The sequence below is a fragment of the Bradyrhizobium sp. WYCCWR 13022 genome (genome assembly GCF_030435535.1).
Taxonomy (GTDB): domain Bacteria; phylum Pseudomonadota; class Alphaproteobacteria; order Rhizobiales; family Xanthobacteraceae; genus Bradyrhizobium.
Window position 1 is genome coordinate 99,344 of the sequence record NZ_JAUIZJ010000012.1, and the last position, 14,283, is coordinate 113,626.

Annotated in this window: 13 protein-coding genes and 5 pseudogenes; 7 read left to right on the forward strand and 11 right to left on the reverse strand. The window is 61.9% G+C overall.

All coding sequences use genetic code 11. The features are described 5' to 3' along the window. Window positions 1-5: 5 nt before the first annotated feature. The 3 genes from QY049_RS19890 (at window position 6) to QY049_RS19900 (ending at window position 2,248) form a co-directional block, all read left to right on the forward strand. On the forward strand, window positions 6-386 hold the full coding sequence (locus QY049_RS19890; RefSeq protein WP_206733201.1) for a hypothetical protein: 381 nt from the start codon (window positions 6-8) through the stop codon (window positions 384-386). A gap of 393 nt (window positions 387-779) precedes the next feature. Further along, window positions 780-1,142, forward strand: coding sequence for an ABC transporter ATP-binding protein (locus QY049_RS19895; protein WP_206733200.1), 363 nt, complete (start codon window positions 780-782; stop codon window positions 1,140-1,142). A gap of 14 nt (window positions 1,143-1,156) precedes the next feature. Beyond that, window positions 1,157-2,248 carry a hypothetical protein gene (locus QY049_RS19900; RefSeq protein ID WP_206733199.1) on the forward strand — a complete coding sequence of 364 codons (1,092 nt, stop codon included), beginning with the start codon at window positions 1,157-1,159 and terminating at the stop codon, window positions 2,246-2,248. A 352-nt stretch (window positions 2,249-2,600) separates the two neighbouring features. Here the strand turns inward: QY049_RS19900 and QY049_RS19905 are convergent, their stop codons facing one another. Further along, on the reverse strand, window positions 2,601-3,332 hold the full coding sequence (locus QY049_RS19905; protein WP_128929783.1) for an ATP-binding protein: 732 nt from the start codon (window positions 3,330-3,332) through the stop codon (window positions 2,601-2,603). Then, entirely contained in the window at window positions 3,292-4,140 is an 849-nt protein-coding gene (locus QY049_RS19910) for a hypothetical protein (protein WP_128958633.1), read from the reverse strand. The genes QY049_RS19905 and QY049_RS19910 overlap by 41 nt, the downstream gene beginning before the upstream one ends. A 104-nt stretch (window positions 4,141-4,244) precedes the next feature. Here QY049_RS19910 and QY049_RS19915 point away from each other — a divergent pair, with 104 nt between their 5' ends. After that, window positions 4,245-4,715, forward strand: coding sequence for a hypothetical protein (locus QY049_RS19915; protein WP_128958632.1), 471 nt, complete (start codon window positions 4,245-4,247; stop codon window positions 4,713-4,715). Window positions 4,716-5,304: 589 nt separating this feature from the next. Here QY049_RS19915 and QY049_RS19920 read toward each other — a convergent pair. From QY049_RS19920 to QY049_RS19930, 3 genes are read right to left on the reverse strand one after another with little or no spacing between them, the layout of a single operon-like run. Continuing rightward, complete coding sequence (locus tag QY049_RS19920; RefSeq protein ID WP_128929785.1) at window positions 5,305-6,081, reverse strand: AAA family ATPase; 777 nt, start codon at window positions 6,079-6,081, stop codon at window positions 5,305-5,307. After that, window positions 6,062-6,667, reverse strand: coding sequence for a hypothetical protein (locus tag QY049_RS19925; RefSeq protein WP_167506286.1), 606 nt, complete (start codon window positions 6,665-6,667; stop codon window positions 6,062-6,064). Before QY049_RS19925 ends, QY049_RS19920 begins: the two co-directional genes overlap by 20 nt. After that, the gene (locus QY049_RS19930; RefSeq protein ID WP_167506287.1) at window positions 6,664-7,191 is read right to left on the reverse strand and encodes a metallophosphoesterase; all 528 of its coding nucleotides are present in this window, start codon (window positions 7,189-7,191) and stop codon (window positions 6,664-6,666) included. The genes QY049_RS19925 and QY049_RS19930 overlap by 4 nt, the downstream gene beginning before the upstream one ends. Before the next feature lie 24 nt (window positions 7,192-7,215). Here QY049_RS19930 and QY049_RS19935 point away from each other — a divergent pair, with 24 nt between their 5' ends. Continuing rightward, window positions 7,216-7,743: a type IV toxin-antitoxin system AbiEi family antitoxin domain-containing protein gene (locus tag QY049_RS19935; protein ID WP_232995616.1), complete on the forward strand. Its 528-nt coding sequence runs from the start codon at window positions 7,216-7,218 to the stop codon at window positions 7,741-7,743. Between the two features lie 7 nt (window positions 7,744-7,750). After that, window positions 7,751-8,605 (forward strand): annotated as a pseudogene (locus QY049_RS19940) (nucleotidyl transferase AbiEii/AbiGii toxin family protein). A gap of 273 nt (window positions 8,606-8,878) precedes the next feature. Here QY049_RS19940 and QY049_RS19945 read toward each other — a convergent pair. Further along, window positions 8,879-10,013, reverse strand: a pseudogene (locus QY049_RS19945) (IS3 family transposase). 137 nt (window positions 10,014-10,150) lie between these two features. After that, complete coding sequence (locus QY049_RS19950) at window positions 10,151-10,507, reverse strand: hypothetical protein (RefSeq protein WP_128955101.1); 357 nt, start codon at window positions 10,505-10,507, stop codon at window positions 10,151-10,153. Here QY049_RS19950 and QY049_RS19955 point away from each other — a divergent pair. Further along, window positions 10,479-10,855: pseudogene (locus QY049_RS19955) on the forward strand (response regulator transcription factor). The gene QY049_RS19950 and the pseudogene QY049_RS19955 sit on opposite strands and share 29 nt — an antisense overlap. A gap of 123 nt (window positions 10,856-10,978) precedes the next feature. On the opposite strand, the gene QY049_RS19960 reads toward QY049_RS19955, so the two are convergent. The 4 genes and pseudogenes from QY049_RS19960 to QY049_RS39075 all read right to left on the reverse strand — a co-directional run. Further along, entirely contained in the window at window positions 10,979-11,569 is a 591-nt protein-coding gene (locus tag QY049_RS19960; RefSeq protein ID WP_128955102.1) for a YecA family protein, read from the reverse strand. Window positions 11,570-11,598: 29 nt separating this feature from the next. Next, window positions 11,599-13,162, reverse strand: a pseudogene (locus QY049_RS19965) (IS66 family transposase). Between the two features lie 39 nt (window positions 13,163-13,201). Further along, entirely contained in the window at window positions 13,202-13,555 is a 354-nt protein-coding gene (gene tnpB, locus QY049_RS19970; RefSeq protein WP_128929788.1) for an IS66 family insertion sequence element accessory protein TnpB, read from the reverse strand. 254 nt (window positions 13,556-13,809) lie between these two features. Next, window positions 13,810-14,001: pseudogene (locus tag QY049_RS39075) on the reverse strand (transposase); the annotation flags it as partial. Window positions 14,002-14,283: the final 282 nt, after the last annotated feature.

The following is a 14,283-nucleotide window of genomic DNA, read 5'->3' on the forward strand; positions in this document are numbered from 1 at the left end:
CTGGATTGATTGACGAACTGTTCGGGACGGAATCGTTCCGCGGTGCGCTATCGGCGCTTCGCGCCGATGCTTCGGCGCTCGTGGATGAGCGCCTCGCGACTTTGCCTGCCTTCGAAGAACCGGACACTCGTGTGCTGCCTGCCGTATTGGTGACTGGAACGACGGCGTTGCAGCGGATAGTCGACCGCACTGTGCGTGCGTTGGCGTTCGCCGAATGGCGCGGAGCCAACGCCGCAGCACTGAAGAGTTTCCTCCAGCCGTTCGGCGCGGCCAGGACGGTGCCGCCGACGCGAGCCGGGCGATCGGCCGCCGATTGTCATCGCTGCTCGCGATCGTTGAGGGCGTCGCGCCGCTTAATACCGCGATCGAATATGTTCGCCGGATAGAAGCCGCCCGCGTGGAACATGCATCGAAGCAGGCGCGTATGGACGCCTGCTGCAGGGCCGTATCCGCGCTTGATCTGCTTGTGCCACTCGCCGAGCTCGCCCAGTCTCAGGTTGAGGCGCTACGGGCGAAGCTGCACAACCGGTCGGAGCACTGGCGGCGCGCGATCTACCGCAACGCGACCGGCTTTGCTCCCGACCTTACCGGAACTGGTATGGACGCACGGGGCGTACTTGAGCTCAAGGTCGGCCGCGAGGGCGTGACCGCACCTGCCCAGCATGTCTCCAACGCTTCTGCGCTGCGCGGCGCGCTGCTCGGCTTCTTTCTCGCCTTCCGCGAGCACGTCCTCACAACCCGCGGCGGTCTGTCATTGCTGGTGCTCGACGACCCGCAGAATGCTCGACAACGACAATCGCGAGCGCCTCGCGCGAGGTTTGGCTGGGCTCGCCGAGGCGGGCGCTCAGCTTCTAGTGACCACCCACGATCGCAAGTTCGCCCGCTCGCTCGTTGCCGAGAATCGTGCCGCCGACCGCGTTGAGCATCTATCTGTCCACCCGGTGAACGCGGTGCGGCCGACTCTCATCGTCTCGCCAGCGATCGAGGAGATCGATCGCGGGCGCCACGCGTTTCATATGAACTCCGATTCCGCTTCTGACGCACAGAACTATGCGGCCTGCGCGTCTTCCTCGAATCGCGGCTCGGTGATCTATTCGATGATGTTGCTCATCCCGCGTATGCCACATCGACGAAGCCGCTGACGCTCATCCCTCTGATGGACAAGCTGCGCGGGCTCGTCTCGATCGGGACAGGCGAACTGTTTGCCAATCCGGTCGTCAAGCGGTTCGCGGAGGATACCGCCCTCGCCGAAGGGGCGGAGCCGCGGCGTGTCCTCAACACGTCGCACCACGACAAGGCGTCGATCAGCTACATGGACGTAAAGGCTGTCGAAGCCGACTTCGCGCGGCTGCGGACCAGCATCGAAAAGGTCCACGAACAATTTCGCTTGTACCGGTGGCGCGAGCCACTCGCGCCTTCCGAGAGCAGAACGGACGTCGCGCCCTTGCGGCCGATCATCCGCCCCACCTTTTCCGTTCCGCTCTGCCCAGAAATCGCCGCGTTCGTCGGCGAATTGCCCGTGGGCGGGACGCAAGATGTTGCTGTCGAACGGCTTAGTGGCGAATGGTTCGAGGGCAAAGCGCTCTTCTACGTCCGCGGCGACACGTTGGGCTTTGCTATCCCCGGCGGCGCGGTCGCGATCGTCGAGGTTGAACCTTATCCTGGCCGCGACCAACATCTTGTGATTGCTCAGTATCGCAATCGAGTGCTGGCACGACGGCTGGTGACGTCACGTGGCGCAATCGGTGTCTCGCTAGCTGCGCAGATGCCCGACCCGCGGACCTCGCGCCCGACACTGACGTTCGACGAGAGCAAGCTGCGCGTGCACCGCATTGTCGGCGCAATCTTCACCGATATGCCGCCGCCGCCTGGAAGTGGCGAGGCAACGCCTGTCGATATGGTGCCGGAGCTTGCGCACGTCGTCGTCGCTTACCGCGTCAGAGAGGACAGCGCCGTTCCACTCGCGCTTCCCGGTCAGATCATTTTGGGCGGCGCCGAGCTAACAATTGGCTATCTCGATCGATGGGAGAACACACTTGTCGCAGTAACGCTCGATGATGGTACGAGCATTCTCAAGCGGGTCGGTGCCCGTCTGCCCGGTAAGTTGGCTCACCTCCGCCAATTCGAGACGATCGGCGGCCTCGGTTCGTCGATTGTCCTCGCGACCGAGGCGACCGATATCTTCGGCGTGATACCGACCTTGGTCACTGCGCGAGGAGTCGTTGGCGTGCTGTATGATTGCGCGTGATCAGGCGACGGAGTCGTTCGGATCGTTCGCAGGTACACCGAACGCCCGTTTTCTAACAGAGAGTGCAGATAGTCGCCTCACTGCTATCGGCCAGTCTTTGCAGTTCCCGAAATTGAAGTCGCCCGCAATCTCATCCAATTTCAACCTCGCCCATCGAGATCCTAAAGAAGATCAACGCCGCTGCGGTGCTTTGTCGGCGATGCGATTACCATCGGCAAGGCCCCTGCATAGCCGATGGCGGCTTGAGGAATAGCCTCGGCAGCGCGCTCCGCGTGCTGGCTCACCGGCCGGGCTCGTGAACGAGCCCACCCGCCGTCCGGCTTCGATCCCTCGCGCTGATGCCGTCTACCCGTCAGGCCACGTTCTTTATCGGAACCCCGCGGGGTTCGAGAACCGCGGTCGCCACATGCCCGTCGAAAGCTGTGCGGGCAACGCCGACCAGATGCTGATGATGAGTGAAGAAGAGCACTTGCGTCTTTTCCGCCAGCTGTTGCAGGACTTTGAAACCAGCCGCAGCCCGCGCATCGTCATAATTGATGAAAAGATCATCGGCGATAAATGGCGCTGGCGCGGAATGCGTAAGATACTCTTCTACGGCAGCGATGCGTAAGGCCATCAACAACTGATCGGCCGCGCCTTCGCTCAGTCCTGATACTGGGACGGCGCCTCCATCCCCGCGCAGACCCGCTAGGTGCGGAACATCCTTCTCATCGTATGCGAGCGTAAGCCGTTCGAAGGAACCGGCGGTCAGGATCGAGAACAATTCCCCGGCTCGCTTGAGCAGCGGCGCCTGCTTTTCACGCCGGAACCGCTCGATCGCCCATCTGAGGATCACCGACGCCGAACGAACGCGCGCATATTGCGCGGCAGCGTCGCCGCCGACGGCCTCGAATACGCGCTCGGTATCTTTACTGTGCTGGATATTGGTCAGTTGCCGCTCCCGGACCTCTTCGAGCGATTTCTTCAAAGTCTGTTCCCGCGCCGCAGCCTGGTCGGGATCGTTGCTGTGGCACTCCTCGGCGAGAACCACTAGGCCAAGACCGTCACCATCGGCTTCGAGCGTCGCGCAACCGCGCCCGTTCATCCTTGAGCGCGCGTTGTTGGTCAGACCGCTGAATAGCTTCGCGCAACGCGTCGATCGTTCCAGCGCCGGCCGCCCGTTGGAGCCCTGTCATAATGACCCGCGCGTCATTTCTCGACCTGTCGCAGTCGTCCAGCTTCTTCTGAAGATTTTCAACCGCTTCACTCTTCTCGTTAAGTGAGTCACGCGCCTGCTTCGACGCATTCAATCGTGCATGAAGCTTGAGGGCGGCCTCGTCTGCGTCCTCACCCGCCAGCTGCACCGACACCGATGCAACGAGCCTTTCGACCTCCGTTGCAAACGCCTTGATGTCGCGCTCGATCTTTCCGATTCGCTCGTGCTGCAAGTCCGCAATCTTAACTGACGTCTCGCGCATCTGGTCGATCGCGTCGATTTGCTCCTGAATGGTCTCAATGGGACCTTCAGCCGAAAGACTGAGCGCCGCCAAGGCGTCCTTCCACTGCGCATTCCAGGCGGCGCGTTCTTTCTCGGCGCCCTCGACCACACCGCGCTTGCGCTCGACGTCGGCCTTGAGCTTCCGCTCATCGAGCGCAAGCTCGGTCCGCTTTTGCGCATTCGCCTCTTCCGTGCGGATGCGCACTTCCGCCGTCGCCAAAATGCCGTTCAGGGGCAGGCTGCCTGCCGAGGCCGCAATCGCCGTATCCTGCAGCAAGCCCACTAGCTGTCGCTTGGCTTCTGCGATTTCGTGTTGCAGCGACGTTGCCGAGCGAGCTGCGCCGTCGCGCTTGGCGATCTGATCCAGCAGATCGGCCCTCGCGTCGAGCCAGTCGAGCATCTCGTCAGGGGGCAACGGGCCATCCGTGACACCGTTCCACATGCCGGCCCAGGCATGGCCAAGGCGCTCCGCTCTGCAGCTAACGAGGCAAGTTCTTGCTTGTTGGAGTCGAGAGCGTCTTGCTGGTCGGCGATCTGCCGAGCCAGCACCATGGCCGCAGCCGTCGACTCTGCGTTCTGAAACCGCTGATCCGCCGCCGCATCGGCATGGCCGACAGCCGTTTCATAGGCGTGGAGCAGCGCGTCGCCATCTGCGAAGGCGCGCTCTTCCGATTCCGGCACTGCGATATTGTCGACATGCCGACGCCTGATGATAGGCCATCCTGCGTCCCGGCGTTCCCGCAGCTTCGTCAAATCCTCGGCCGACACGATCTTTTCATCGGATACCAACCGCGCGTAGGACTTTCGATTGTTCTCGACAGCCCGAGTCGGATCGCGGATAGCCGCTTGCTGGCTTTGAGTACGGCCTTCAAGATCGCGCACCGCGTCGCGATGTGCCTTCACTGCGGCTTCGACCAGGATTTTCATGGCGCGCAAACTCGTCTCGTCAACGACCGCGGGATTCATCATCGCCATTTGCTGCCGACATAGTTCATCCGCGTCCCGATACTCTCGCTGGGTAGCCAGGAGAGGAGCGTCAAGATCGCCCAAGGCGGAAGTGGATTTGACCACGCCCGCCAAGCCCGACAGATCCTGGGGGGTCCCGATCGCCTCAATGCGAGCCTGGAGATTGGCCAGCTTTTCGCCCGCGTCTTCAAGGGTCTTCTGGGCATTCTCGACGGCCGCAAAGCGGCCGCCGCGAGAGGTCAGCAAGCCTTGCACGGCCGAAGCTTTGGCACGCGGCGGGATTCTATCAACCAGCTCGGCGGTCTCACCCGTCCAAGCCAGTTCGGACGCGGCCCACTTGAGAGCGTCTTCCGCCGCTGCGAGCTCCGCCCGCCGCTTTGGCAATCAGCTCTTCCCGAAGCGAGCTGGATTCTGAGCTTGGACAGGCGTTCGATCTCCGCCTCATGGAGCAGAACGTTATCGTCTATCGCGATCGCGGCGCGCTCAGCGCTGAACGTTGCTATCTGTTTCTGAAAGGCTGTGATGCGCGCCTCCGCGGCGGCGTTATCGGCCGACGCCTTGTCGAATTGCTTCGCGGCATCAGCGGGCAGATCGGCAACGACGCCGAGGGCCGTTATCTCGTATTCGATTTCGCCGAGACGCCGTACGTTGCGATAAACGCGCCGGACGCGCACGATTTTGGCGAGCTCGGCGACTTGCTCTTCGATCTCTTTCTCGATCTGGACACAGCGTCGCGCGCCTCTTCATAGGCGGATTTCAGCTCCTGCCATTTGGTCGCGGTGACCGTGTGTTGGCGCAACGTCGCTTCGGCCTCTTTGAGACGTTCCTCCGCCTGGTAATATTTCCGGTGCCCCGCCCTGCGGCTGCCCCACAGCCCGTCCGCTTCTTCCTGCATCGCCGCCAGTCGATCGCGAAGACCGGAGACGCCCGCCCCCGCGGCGAACAAGGTCGCGCCGACATCGTCCTTGGCCTGGATGATGTCCCGGCCGCCATCGCGCAGGCGCTCATGGGCGAGACAGAACATCCGGCAGAAGAATGCGCGATCTATCCCGCCGACCAACGGTCCAAGCAGCCCGTCGCCCGCAGGAAGAGGCAGCTCGTCAAGGCCGAGCAGCGTGTCCTTGTTGCCCTTGCGCCGCCGGATCGATAGCTCCGTTCCCTCACGTTCCAACGTCGCGCCGATGCGCAACGCCGCGTTCTCATGAAGAACGTTTCTTGCAGACTGACCCGGAATCCCGAACAGCAGCTCTTCAATCGCCGACATCGTCGTCGACTTGCCGGCCTCGTTCTCGCCATACACGATATGAAAATCGGGCCCTTCAGACGGAATATGAAGCGAGGCTTCGGTGAAGTGTCCGTACCGGATCAGGTCAAGGGAACGGACACGCATGGATCACCGCCTCTCTCGCAGCCAAGCGCGCGCTCAGATATGCGCCTGCCTGCTCAATCACCGCGCCAAAGTCTTTGTTGATCGCCGCCTCCAGAAGCGGATCGTCGATATCCAGCGCGGCATCATGCGGAAGCCTGCGGACGAGATCGCCCAGATCGCTCGCGATCTCCGCCTGCAAGTCAGCGTCGTCCGCAGCATGAGCCAGCAGGACAGGGAGATCGTTGATCGCGCTCCCATCCGACAGAATGCAGACCGCCGATGCCGATCTGGTCACATTGATAACGCGTTCGATCCAGGCGACCTCTTCACCGAGCGCGAGGGCTGCGGCGCGCGCTTCCGCCAGCAATTGCAGCCCGGAGGCCAGCAACTCGCCATGGAGAGCGGTCGCGCCGCTCAGCTGGATGCGGCAGGCCAGCAACCGGCCCTCTGCGTTTCTGGTGGCCTCGCCGATGATGCTCTTGATTTGATCGATGACGTCCCCAAATCGTGCGCGTTCGCCAACCGGCACGTCGAGATATATCCATCGCACGACGTCGGTATGCAATGGCTCAATGCCTTGCAGCGCGCCGTCCCTCACCGTGATCAACTGCGCCGACTTTGCGCCGGCTTCGCGGATATGGCGGCCTTGCAGGTTGCCGCAGAGACGTGCGGCTGCTCGTGCAGCACGCCGCCCTGATGCACGTGTGCAAGAGCCCAGTAGTCGTAGCCCTTGTTTACCAGTTCATCGAGCGTACCCGGTGCGTAATTCTCATGGGGGCCTTTCGGTCCTCCACGGGCGGTGTGTAGAACACCGATGTTGAAATACCCCTTCACGGGCGGTGGATAAGCCGCCGCCGCGTTATCCGTCGTCGCCTGCATACGGAAGCTCTGACTGTGGATCGCAACGCGAGGATCGTCGAGTTTGAAGGTCTGGGATTTGCGATAGCTGAACACCTGCACGTTGTCCTGGAGTGGCAACCGTTTAGTGATCTGACTTTCAACGTCGTGATTGCCGTGAAGAACGAAAGCCGGGATGTTCGCCGCGCGCAGGCGCCCCATCTGCCGGACGAAAAGGAGCCCGGTCTGAAAATCGCGCCAGTCGCCATCATAGAGATCGCCGGCGATGATCATGAAAGCAACCTGTCCGTTGATCGCTTGGGTGACAAGGTCCTCGAAGGCTGCTCGGGTCGCCGTTCGGATTCTTTCAGCCGCGGGACCTTCCTGACCGCTCAGACATCCGACGCACCGTTTGGATCTCAGCCGGTCGGCGTCGAGGATGCCGCATTCAGCCTGTCGGACAACGATAACAGCGAACTTGCGCTCAGCCCCTGGAGATGGCCGATCAGGATGTCTTCGCCTGAGAGAGCGATTCTCGAAATGCTGGATGAGCTCCCTGCGGATGAAAGCTTCCAAAAGGTCGATACGCTGTTCGAGGGCTTGGTGAGCCTGCGACCAAAACTGCTGAACCAACTGCTCGAGGAGTGCCGCAGCATCAAAGTCAAGCGCTTGTTTTTCATTTATGCGGACAAGCATGTACATCCGTGGCGAAAGCACATCGACACCGCCCATATAGAATTGGGCCGCGGTGACCGCAGCCTTGTGCAAGGCGGGCGGCTTCACCCGACCTGTCGCATGACAGTTCCGGCCGAGCTCGTGCCACAGGAAACGGTCGATGGCGCGTGAACGATACATGCGCCAGGTGGAGCTGCTGGTCCGGACATTGCCCTACATCGCGAGTCAGGACAGCTTCGCTCTGAAAGGCGGCACCGCGATCAATCTCGTTTATCGCGACATGCCACGACTGTAGGTCGATATTGACCTCGTCTACTTGCCGATCGGCGACCGCGACGCAACCCTCGCAGGGATCGACGCCGCTCTTGATCGCATTCGCGAGGATATTCAGCGTGATCTCCGCGGCGTCAGCGTTCAGCGCATCGCCGGCAGCGACAATAACGACACGCGGCTCCTCGTCCGGCAGGCTGGCGCCGAAATCAAAGTCGAGACGTCACCTGTCGCATGCGGCAAGGTTCACGCTCCCGAGCTTCGCGTCGTCAGCGATCCGGCCGCCGAAGCCTTCGGATTTGCGGAGATGCAAGTGGTGGCATTCGAGGATCTCTTCGGCGGCAAGCTCAATGCTGCTGTCGACCGACAGCATCCGCGCGACCTCTTCGAGGTGAAGTTTCTGTATGACAATGAAGAACTGACCGACGCGCTCTACCGCACGTTCCTCGTCTACGTCGCAAGTTCGGGGCGTCCTCCGCATGAACTCGTCCGTCCGTCATTGTCAGAACTTGATGACATCTTTGCCAAGGAGTTCGAGGGAGTGACGGTGCCGCCCGTCGGCCTCAACGAGCTCAAGGCAGCGCGGTCGCGGTTATTGTCCGATATGCTTGCACGGCTCGACGACGCGGCGATGCGCTTTCTGCTAACGCTCCATGACGGCGAGCCGGACTTCGAGGCCTATCGGCTTACCGCAGGCCGCGCAATTACCGGCGGTTCGGCGGAAGCTGCTCAATATCGCAAAATTGAAAACGCAAAATCCTGAAAAACATGCGCAGTTGCGTTCGGAGATCGAAAAGCTGCGGTCATAGCCCCTATAGCGGGTGTCTCTTCGTGCCTCGGCGAGATGCATTTCGACCAAGGCGTGACCAAGCCATATAAATGCGCGACCCACCCTGAGACGAACTAGTGGTCGCCGCCGACAAACTTGGGTACACCAAAGAAGGCGTCCCATTCGAATGACCTTGGCCGCGTAACTGACCTGGTCCCGGTTGTCTGAACAGCAACTGCGCGTCGATAAGTGGAGCCTCTGCCGGGTTTAGGCTGCCGTGCGAAGCGGCAGCGAGGTGAAGTAGGCTTGATCCGGTGTGCCGCCGTCAAGGCTCGAATGTGGACGGCGGCAATTGTAGAAGTCCAAATAACGGCCGATCGAGGCGCGAGCTTCGCTGACGCTGTCGTAGGCCCGCAGATACACCTCCTCGTATTTGACGCTGCGCCACAGCCGCTCGACGAACACGTTGTCCCGCCAGGCGCCGCGGCCTCCATGCTGATGGCGATGTCATTGTCAGCGAGCACTCCGGTGAACGCCGCGCCGGTGAACTGCGAGCCCTGGTCGGTGTTGAAGATCTCCGGCTTGCCGTGACGGGCCATGGCATCTTCCAGTGGCGCGACGCAGAATGCGGCCTCCATGGTGATCGACAGCCGCCACGACAGCGCCCGGCGGGTCGCCCAGTCCAGCACCACGGCCAGATAAACGACGCCTCGTGCCATCGGGATGTAGGTGATGTCCATCGCCCAAACCTGGTTCGGACGCGTGATCTCCATACCGCGCAGCAGCTATGGATAGATCTTGTGCCCGGGCTCGGGTTGGGTGGTGCGCGGACGGCGGTACAGCGCCTTTATCCCCATCCGCCGCATCAGCGGTTTGAAATGCCGGCGGCCGATCTTGCACCCCTCTGCAGCCAGTAGGCGTCGCAACATACGCGAACCGGCGAATGGAAACTCCAGGTGCAGCCGGTCGAGCCGCTGCATCAGCGCGAGGTCTTTGGGCGACACCGGACGCGGCAGGTAATCGACGCTGCCGCGGCTGATGCTCAGGGCTTCCGCCTGCTTGCTGATCGGCAGATCGTGTTCACGGTCGATCATCGCTTTGCGCTCAGCAATCCCGCCTTGGTGAGCGCTCCTTCTAAAAACTCGTTCTCCAGCGTCAACTCGCCGATCTTGGTGTGCAGCGACTTCACGTCGATGGTGGGTTCGGCGATCCGACTCCCGCCGTCCGGACCGAACACATCGGCAGCGCCGCCTTCGAGCTGCGCCTTCCACGATGTGATCTGATTGGGGTGAACGTCGAACTGCTCCGCCAGTTGTGCCAGCGTGCCGTCACCCTTGAGGGCGGCAAGCGCCACCTTCGCCGTGAAAGCCGCAGTGTCGTTCCGCCGTGCTCGTCTGCTCATCGTCGCTCCTGATTCGCGGGTCAATCTTGCCCGCCGTCAGGCAGAAACTCCACTTATCGCGCTGTTCAGATTTGCGGGACCAGCTCAAACCTCGCAAACTCATGCTGATATCGGATTGATCACTCAAATCGTCAGTGTCATCGAGGGTCGCCGACCTCTGCCCAGAGGAGGCGCTCCTGCTCGGCCTTCAGCTCTTCGAGAGATACCGGGATCGGATGGAGGTCGAGATTGTACATCGGCAATGGCCAATGCCGATACAGTACATTGACATGATCCTGGGTTACGGATTCGTCCGGCAAACTTTCGGAAATCAGCCGGTCCAGAAGTTGCTCGGTTAGACGTTCCGCGTCTTGCAGCGTCTCCTTCTCCCGACACTCAAGCTGCTCCCAAACCTCTGATGTGGCTCGTAGCCCCTCTACTGTGAACATTCCGCAGGCGGAGCAGCCCGGATCACGAGCAATCAGTTTGTCAAAGCCTTCTATCATTTCGGTCATCGACAATGATCCATCCGTTCGCAGTGCAACGAGCAATCTTCTGGCATCGTACGGATACGCGGTCCTTGCCTTTGCCTCCGCCGAGGAGTTCCTGCGCGCTGCGGCATTGGCCGAGACGACCTGCGTGATTACCGACGTCCAAATGTCCATGATGAGCGGAATTGACCTGCTGATGCATATGCGAAGCCCCGGTCATCGTATGCCGTTCATCTTCATCACGGCGATGGGGTGCGCGCACGAGCGATCAAGGCTGGCGGGATCTGCTTTCTTGCCAAACCGTTTTCCACGGCTGCGTTGATCAAGTGTTTGACCATTGTACTGCCGGGGTCAGGCGACACACACGCGTGAGGACCTTGGCCCCCTCCCCACGGCCTTCAGTCCCAAAGCGGGGATGCATTGCGAGATTCCCGTAGGTTGCGCTGCCGCGGTTATTTTGAAGGTAACCGGCATGAGCTCCCACGTCCGCAGTGATCAGTGAGCGCGGGCGTAGCGGATCGGCATCCAGTATTGCCGCAAGGCTTCGACCGCCGTGGGAATATCGGCGTGGGCGTTACGCAGAAGTTTCTTGGTCTCGCGGCCGCTTCGTGGCGGTCCAAGCAGCGGTCGGCCCTGATCGTCGCGACAGTGCAGCAGGATAGGTAGAAGTAGGCCGTGATTGACGTTGCCGATGTCCAGCAACGGTGCCCACGCCAATAGCTTGAGCCGCATCGCGGCGTAGAAGCCTTGGCACCATGGTCGCGGATCGACGTCTCCACTGGGTTTACGCCGGTGCATCGGCGCGAACCTGTCGGGTGCGGTCGAGAGGGTGTTGCTGATGTCGTTGTGACGCAGGACGACAGCCGATATGGCTGCAAACTCCGGGGTGCCGCCGTGGTTGAAGGCATCGGCATCGATGGCGAGCAGCGGGCAGATCCAGTCGAGTGGGCTCATCGACACCGGTCCGGCCACGATTGCGGCGACGTAGCCGTCGAGCATGGGGAGATTGGTGGCGTCAGGATGCTGATCGACCCTAGCCTGCAGCCATCGCTCGAGCTCCTCGAGTGGCATCGCGGCTGCCGTCATTGACGACGCTGCTTTATGACGACCCGGGCTCATGCCGCGGCCTGTGCGGTGCGCTGGCGCGCCGCCTTCCAGTGCCAGGCGAGCAGTTCGCGCAGTTGATGGCTCTTGGTTCCACCGGAGACAATGCGCTCCAGCACGTCGGTCAGATAGGCTTGCGGATCGAGCTCATGGAGCTTTGCGGTGTTCATGAGCGACGCGAGGATGGCCCAGCTCTCGGCACCGCCTTCGCTCCCGCTGAACAAGGAGTTGCGTCTTCCCATGGCAATCGGGCGCATGGAACGCTCGACCGTGTTGGAATCGACCTCGACGCGGCCATCGCTGAGAAGCAGCGTCAGTCCGTCCCAGTGATTGAGCGCATAGTTGATCGCCTCTGTCAGCTTCGATTGGGAAAACAGCTCATCTCAATCAGTAGCGCATTGAGCGCCACCATCAACGGGGCGCTCCTGGTGCGGCGGGCGGCCAGCCGCTGCTCCGCACTGCTGCCGCGGATCTCTGCCTCGATCGCATAGACCGCCTGCAGCCGTTCAATCACGTCGCGCGCGAATGGCGACTGCGTGGACTTGTACACCTGGACGAATTTGCGTCGAGCATGGACGAGACAAAAGGCGAGCTGGATCGCGCCGCCATGACGGCGGGCCACGGCCTTGTAGGCGGCATAACCGTCCACCTGCAGAACGCCGCAAAAGCCCGTCAACTGTCCGGCGATCTCCTCGGTGCCGCGGCCGTCGGCGAATACGTAGGTAACCGCCGGCGGCGAGGGGCCACCCCATGGCCGGTGATCCATAGCATGCGCCCAGAACTGGCAGATGCGGGGACGATGTCGTCCTGGATCAAGCACCGGCATCGGCGTCTCGTCGCAGAACACGCGCGGCGCAGCCTGAATGATCCGCAGCTACAGCTCATAAAGGCTCCTGAGCCACCAGGCGGTACGTTTGACCCAACCGGCGAGTGTCGCGCGGTCAAGATGGATGCCGTGGCCGGCCAGGATCTGAACTTACCGGTACAGCGGCAAATACCAGGCGAACTTCGAGACCACCATATGGCTCACGAGGGCCGTCGAGGCCATACCGCCCTCAATCAGGCGCGGCAGCACTTTGGCTGGACCGCGCCATCGGTGCAGCCGCGGCAGCCGTATTTGGGACGGATCGTGCGCAGCACGCGCAGGAGCGCCGGGATCACGTTCAACACCTCGCTGACGTCCTCGCCGATCTTGTGAGGCTGGCCCTGGCAGCACGGGCAGGCCGTCACCTCCGGCTCCAGGACCTGCTCACAGCGCGGCAGATGCTTGGGCAACGCGCCGATGTTGCGGCGCGCCTTCTTACGTAGCTTATCGGACGGCTTCACCGCAGGTGCATCGTCGTTGGCAGCTGCAGGCGGCGTGACACTGGTCTCAAGATCGTCAAGCTCAAGCGCAAGCTGTTCGGCCACGAGCGTGGCAAGGCGTTCCGAGCGCTTCCCGAAGATCATCTCCTTGAGCGTCTGCACCGCAACACGCAGCTTCTCGTTCTGGGCGTCGAGCGCGAGCACCATCTCCGTTAGAGCGGCTGGATCAGTCGGGAAACGTCCCGGGGCGTATCGCCATAAATGGACCATACCTCCGCGCGCCGCAGGCTCCAGCGAAATCCTCTCCTCTCAGCCGACAATTGCCGGCTGCTTCACGAGCTTGGCCGAGACGCGCGTCCACTCGAGTCCGTCGAGCAGCATTGCGAGCTGTGTCGCACTGAGATGCACCACGCCTTCGCGGATCAGCGACCAGGTGAAGTGCCCCTGGTGCAACCACTTCGTCACCAGCACCATGCCGCTGCCGTCCCACGCCAGAAGCTTCACTCTGTCCGTGCGTTTGCTGCGGAACACGAAGACGTCACCACAATACGGATTCGCACGCAGCGCTTCGCTCACCAGTGCCGACAGTGTATGCACCGACTTGCGGAAATCGACCGGCTGTGTCGCCAGCACCACCTTGAGGTCAGAGCGTAGCGCAATCACCGGATACCCCGAAGCGCCGCCAGCACGGTCGACAGCGTCGCCAGCTCAACGCCCGGCTCGACCCGGATGCGCGCCCCGTTCACCTCGATCTCGACAACTCCGCAAACCTTGGCCGGCGGCGCGGCGATCTCCAAAGGCCTCGTCTGTAGCCCGGAAATACGTTCATGCTCGCCCGCTGTCCCGCTATCGATCCCGGGACCAATTTCGATTGGCTCGAAGTTCGGTGCCTTGCCCCCCACCGCCGCCGCAACTTGGCGGCGCCACACCGTAAGCAGCCCGCGCGAAACGCCATTGCGCCGCGCAACCTCGGAGATGTTCGCACCCTCCTCAAAGCTCTCTGCCACGATCCGGGCCTTCTCCTCGCTAGTCCACCGACGCCGTCGGCGCTCCCCGGTGATCACCTCGACGCGACGATAGGCGTCATCTTCCTGCCTGGCATCAAGCATGGCATTTGCCATCGTTCCACCTCCACCGATCAGCTCATGCCAGGCTTTATCGAGCGCAAACCGAGCGGCGGCTCGGTGGGGGCCACATGCCGGTTACTGTTCAGTTACACACCGCGCCGTCGCCGCAGATGAAGAGAGCAAAACGGTCCCATTCTAGGCCGCGCTCTTCTTGATCGATATCGACTGATGTCGCCGGTGCTGCAAAGGGGACGTTGAGTTTCCGACTTATGTCGCGATGCTTCGACCGCTAAGGCGACGCAAATCGATCGTCCGCCCTTTCTC

Coding starts and splice junctions, on each gene's coding strand:
- QY049_RS19895 (WP_206733200.1), top strand. CDS start 780: ATGCTCGACAACGACAATCGCGAGCGCCTCGCGCGAGGTTTGGCTGGG.
- QY049_RS19900 (WP_206733199.1), top strand. CDS start 1,157: ATGGACAAGCTGCGCGGGCTCGTCTCGATCGGGACAGGCGAACTGTTT.
- QY049_RS19905 (WP_128929783.1), bottom strand. CDS start 3,332: ATGAACGGGCGCGGTTGCGCGACGCTCGAAGCCGATGGTGACGGTCTT.
- QY049_RS19920 (WP_128929785.1), bottom strand. CDS start 6,081: ATGCGTGTCCGTTCCCTTGACCTGATCCGGTACGGACACTTCACCGAA.
- QY049_RS19930 (WP_167506287.1), bottom strand. CDS start 7,191: ATGATCATCGCCGGCGATCTCTATGATGGCGACTGGCGCGATTTTCAG.
- QY049_RS19950 (WP_128955101.1), bottom strand. CDS start 10,507: ATGACCGAAATGATAGAAGGCTTTGACAAACTGATTGCTCGTGATCCG.
- QY049_RS19960 (WP_128955102.1), bottom strand. CDS start 11,569: ATGACGGCAGCCGCGATGCCACTCGAGGAGCTCGAGCGATGGCTGCAG.